At 42.6% G+C, this 5,222-nt stretch carries 4 protein-coding genes; all 4 read right to left on the bottom strand.

Features of this window, described 5'->3' with window-relative positions; translation table 11 throughout:
- A partial coding sequence (locus FJ218_10805) for a 2Fe-2S iron-sulfur cluster binding domain-containing protein (protein MBM4167390.1) occupies nucleotides 1-1,482 on the bottom strand: 1,482 nt, incomplete at its 3' end.
- Nucleotides 1,483-1,487: 5 nt separating this feature from the next.
- Nucleotides 1,488-2,096 carry an indolepyruvate oxidoreductase subunit beta gene (locus tag FJ218_10800; protein MBM4167389.1) on the bottom strand — a complete coding sequence of 203 codons (609 nt, stop codon included), beginning with the start codon at nucleotides 2,094-2,096 and terminating at the stop codon, nucleotides 1,488-1,490.
- A 110-nt stretch (nucleotides 2,097-2,206) separates the two neighbouring features.
- Nucleotides 2,207-3,973, bottom strand: coding sequence for an indolepyruvate ferredoxin oxidoreductase subunit alpha (gene iorA, locus FJ218_10795; GenBank protein MBM4167388.1), 1,767 nt, complete (start codon nucleotides 3,971-3,973; stop codon nucleotides 2,207-2,209).
- Between the two features lie 76 nt (nucleotides 3,974-4,049).
- On the bottom strand, nucleotides 4,050-5,201 hold the full coding sequence (locus tag FJ218_10790) for an acyl-CoA dehydrogenase (GenBank protein ID MBM4167387.1): 1,152 nt from the start codon (nucleotides 5,199-5,201) through the stop codon (nucleotides 4,050-4,052).
- Nucleotides 5,202-5,222: the final 21 nt, after the last annotated feature.

Below are 5,222 nucleotides of genomic sequence, written 5' to 3'. Positions count from 1 at the left end.
AAATTTGTAATGCGGAACTTTATACGGCAAGGTGAGCAATTGTCCGGAATAATACGTTGTAATAATTCCATAACTTCCATACGCGCCTCCATCGAGATACGCTTTGTATTGAATCGCAGTTATCGTTCCGTCATTTTTCACACCGGTTTTCAGCCGCATTTTTGTTGCGTGTCGTCCGCGATGTGAATAAAAAACTTCTTCTCGCGTGTATGTAATTTTTACCGGGCGTCCCGTTTTGATAGAAAGAAATGCCGCGCAAAATTCCAATGCGAACGGTTCACTCTTTCCGCCGAAACCACCGCCGAGATGCGGTTTAATCACGCGAATATGACTTGCAGGCATTTCTAAAACTTTTGCAAGCGTGCGATGAACATAATGCGGCGTTTGTGTTGATGACCACAGCGTAAGATTTCCATCTCGAAAATTTTTAGAAGTTGCAGATGGCTCAAATGATGCAACAGCAGAATGTGGTTCGAGCATTGCGTGCGTGTTGGAATCATAAAAAAATTCATCTTCGCGAATATAATCCGCTTCTGCAAATCCTTCTTCAACATTGCCGAATTCCAATTCGACATTTTTCGCAACGTTGTTTTCGTATTTCGTTTCGGCGTGAATTTTTGGAAGCGACGTTTTCAGCGCATCGTCAACCGAAAGAATAGAAGGAAGAATTTCATACTGCACGTCAATCAATTTCAATGCTTCTTGCGCGGTGAATTCATCGAGCGCGGCAACGGCAGCAACACCATCGCCGATGAAACGCACTTTATCAACACACAGCGCTTCTTCATCTTGACTCGAAGGAAGAACGCCATATTTCATCGGCAAATCTTTTCCCATCATTACTGCAACTACGCCGGGAAGTTGTTCTGCTTTCGATGTATCAATGGAAAGAATTTTTGCGTGCGCATACGGACTGCGAAGAATTTTTCCGAACAACATTCGCGGAAGAAATATATCGTCAGTGAATTGCGCAGAGCCGGTAACTTTGGGAACACCGTCAATTTTGATTTCAGATTGGGGATTTGCGATGTGCGATGTGCGATGTGAATGAACTGCTTCAACAATTTTTGTGTAGCCCGTGCAGCGACAAAGATTTCCGGAAAGTTCTTCTTTTATTTCATCTTTGCTAACTGCTGATTGCTCATTGCTGATTGATGATAAAACAATTCCCGATGTGCAAAACCCGCATTGTAATGCTCCGTGTTCAAGAAAAGATTTTTGCAGCGAATGAAGATTTCCATTTTCTGCTATGCCTTCGATTGTTTGAATGGAACTTCCGTCGCACGTAATTGCAAGCGTGATGCACGAAAGAATCGGTTTTTCATCACGCAATACCGTGCAAGCGCCGCAATCTCCCGTATCGCAACCGATTTTTGTTCCTGTTAAATGCAGTTGCTCGCGAAGAACTTCTGCGAGCGTCCACTGCGGTTCGATTGCGAGTTCTTTTGTTTCACCGTTGACTGTGAGTGAAATGAATTGCATTTATTTTATGCAACTGATAAAACTTTTTGCGATAATTTCTTTCCCATCTCAAACGCTTGCAAATTCAATTCCAAAATTTTCGGATTGAGATTTTCTTTCATCACGGCGAACCAATGTTCATCGTCAATTCCCGTATGCGAAGCCATTGCGCCGAGAAGGATTGTATTTGCCGCGCGATAATTTCCCATTGCGCTTGCCATTGAAACAGCATCAATTATTTGCACGTTATATCCTTTGCTTGAAAGAAATTCTTCGATGTTTTGTGGATACTCAACTTTCTTTTCTGTCATCGGTTGCGGCGAACGTTCTTCATTGTTGAGTAAAATTATTCCGCCGTCTTTCACATAGTGCGCCCAGCGAAGTCCTTCCAATTTTTCCAGCGAAAGAAGAATATCCACTTCTCCCGTTTTGGAAATCGGCGAATAAACTTTTTCAGCAAAGCGCACGTGGCTTACAACACTTCCACCGCGTTGTGCTGCACCGTGCACTTCCGTTTTCTTTACATCAAAATCAGTGTGAATTGCGGCGCGTGCAGTGAGTTCGGAAATCAGTAAAATTCCTTGTCCGCCAACGCCAGCAAAGAGAATGTTTTTTCCAATATTGTTCTTCATCATATTTTATTTAGGATAAAATTCAAAGAGTCAAATTCCAAATTTCAAATAAATATCAAAACACAAATTCAAAATTGAAATTTGGAATTTATTTGTTATTTGTCATTTGGAATTTAATTTTCTATCATTCGTATCGCATCAAAGTTGCAAAGTTTCGCGCACAAATCGCAGCCGATGCAACGCTCTTTGGAAATGAACGGAACTGCTTGCGAACCATCAATCGCGGGACAACCGATTTTCAAACACAAATCACATTCTTCGCACAGTTCACCAAGCACTTCATACGGATAATGCGTTTTTGCTTTTTCTTCTTCCAACAACACACACGCGCGGCGGGAAATGACAACAGCGGGTTCGTTCAATGCCAGTGCTTCTTTCATCGCTGTTTCTGTTGCTTCCAAATCATACGGATCAACAACACGAATATGTTTTACACCGATTGCAGAAATCAATTGCTCGTAATTAATTGCATACGTGTTTTCCAGTCGCACGGTTTTTCCCATTCCCGGATGTTGCTGATGTCCCGTCATTCCTGTCGTGGAATTATCCATCAACACAACGGTTGTAATTCCTTTGTTGAACACAATATCAATGAGCGGCGCAATTCCACTATGCAAAAACGTTGAATCGCCAATCACGGCAACCAGTTTTTTTCCCATCGTAGCGCGATGAACTTTTTCCATTCCGAACGCATTGCCGATTCCCGCGCCCATACACAACGTTGTATCAAGCGCATTGAACGGTGGAAGCGCGCCAAGCGTGTAACAACCGATGTCGCCGGTAACAACTGTTTTCAACTTGTGCAAAACAAAATATACGCCGCTGTGAGGACAACCGGGGCACATCACCGGCGGACGCGGAGGAATTGCGATTTCATTGTCGAATGATTTTTTTTCGCCGTTACCGCTGAATGCGTGCTGCACAATATCGGGCGAGAGTTCAAACATATTCGTGAACACATCTTTGCCGCTGAGATTCAACGAGCCGAACGGATTTTTCACGCCGAGTAAACGCAATTGTTCTTCGAGAAATGGTTCGAGTTCTTCCACAACATAAATTTTTTCGACGCCGTCACAAAACCATTCGAGCATTTTTTTCGGAAGCGGAAAAATCATTCCGAGTTTTAAAAACGATGCATCGGGAAAAACTTCTTTCGCATACTGATAACAAATGCCGCTCGTAATCACGCCGATTTTCTTGCTGTTCCATTCAATTTTATTTTCGGGAAATGTTTCTGCAAACTCTTCCATTTTTTTCAAACGCATTTCAATATTTTGTCGTCTGCGTTTTCCCCAAATCGGAACAACATATTTCTGCGGGTCGTGTTTATATTTTTGCGGCGGAGTTCGTTTTGCTTCAGAAAATTCTACGACAGATTTTGAATGTGAAGTGCGTGTTGTTGTTCGCAAAAAAACGGGAACGTCAAACTGCTCGCTGATATCGAAAGCAATTTTCACAAACTCTTTTGCTTCCTGACTATCGGAAGGCTCGAGCATCGGAATTTTTGCAAACTTTGCGAAGAAGCGATTGTCTTGTTCATTTTGCGATGAATGCATTCCCGGGTCATCGGCGGTAATCACAACAAATCCGCCGTGAACACCGCTGAACGGTGTAACCATCAGCGAATCGAGCGCTACGTTCACGCCAACATGCTTCATTGAAACGAGTGAACGCGCACCGGCAAGTGAAGCACCATACGCAACATCAAACGCAACTTTTTCATTCGTTGACCATTCAACGTCAATGTCATCGTAGCGCGCAAGGTTTTCGATTATTTCTGTGCTGGGAGTTCCGGGATAACCGCACGCAACGTGAATTCCTGCTTCCCACGCACCACGAGCAATTGCTTCGTTTCCAGATAAAAGTTGTTTACTGTTCATAAATTTTTTAACCACGAATTACGCGAATGTTGCACGAATATTCACAGATACAATTCGTGTCATTCGCGGTGAATATTTAAATTCCGTTTTTCAAAACATCTTTCGCTATCACGAGATGTTGTATTTCATTTGTTCCTTCAAAAATGCGATTGACACGCGCATCACGATACAATCGTTCAATCGGATACTCGCGCATATAACCCATTCCGCCGTGAATTTGCATTGCTCTATCCGCAACTTTGCACACAACTTCAGTCGCAACAAGTTTGCACATTGCCGACTCGCGCGAAAACGGAATGTGATTATCAATCATCCACGCCGTGCGATAGAGAATACTTTCCACTTGATAAATTTCTGAAGCCATTTCCGCGAGCATAAATTGAATTGCTTGTTGTTCTGCAATCGGTTTGCCAAACTGTTTGCGTTCGTTTGCGTGTTTGATACTCAATGCAAGCATTTCTTTTGCAGAGCCAAGACACTGCGCAGACAAACTCACACGCGCTGAATCAAGTGTTTGCATTGCAATTTTGAATCCATCGCCAATATTTCCCAAAATGTTTTCTTTCGGAACTTTGAGATTTTCAAAAAATAAATCCGTTGTGTGCGAGCCGCGAATTCCCATTTTCTTTTCCGGTTTTCCCGCACGAAATCCATTCCAATTTTTTTCAACAATAAATGCTGTAATACCTTTTATTCCTTTCGATGTATCTGTTACTGCGAAGACAACAAGCACATCAGCAATATTTCCGTTGGTGATGAATGTTTTATTTCCATCGAGAAAAAAATAATTTCCATCTTCCGCTGCAATTGTTTTCATCGAAGAAACATCGGAGCCGGCGTTTGGTTCGGTGAGTGCAAATGCAGCAAGAAATTTTCCTTCTGCAAGCGGTTTCAAATATTTTTGCTTTTGTTCTTCGTTGCCGCAAAGATAAATTGCCATTGCGCCAAGTGATTCGTGTCCACCAATGGTTACTGCTGTGGAATTACATCCGCGAGAAATTTCTTCGAGTAAAATGCAGTAGCCGATTTCACCAAAGCCGCCGCCGTTATATTCTTCGGGAAATGCTACGCCGAGAAAACCAAGTTCTGCGGCTTTCTTTATTATTTCGAAAGGCAATTCTTCTTTCTCGTCAATCATTGCCGCGAACGGTCGCACTTCGTTGTCGGTAAATTTTCGTGCAACGTCGCGCAGCATTTTTTGTTCTTCAGTGAAAGTGAAATCGAGCATAATTTTTTTTATTCACCACGA

It is taken from the genome of Ignavibacteria bacterium (genome assembly GCA_016873775.1).
In the GTDB taxonomy this organism is placed as follows: domain Bacteria; phylum Bacteroidota; class Ignavibacteria; order UBA10030; family F1-140-MAGs086; genus JAGXRH01.
Note: the sequence above shows the minus strand (reverse complement) of the source record. Positions and strands in the feature narration are given on the sequence as shown.

Bases quoted from the DNA above. Each gene is read 5' to 3' on its own strand.
- FJ218_10800 (MBM4167389.1), bottom strand. From the start codon at position 2,096: ATGATGAAGAACAATATTGGAAAAAACATTCTCTTTGCTGGCGTTGGC.
- iorA (MBM4167388.1), bottom strand. From the start codon at position 3,973: ATGAACAGTAAACAACTTTTATCTGGAAACGAAGCAATTGCTCGTGGT.
- FJ218_10790 (MBM4167387.1), bottom strand. From the start codon at position 5,201: ATGCTCGATTTCACTTTCACTGAAGAACAAAAAATGCTGCGCGACGTT.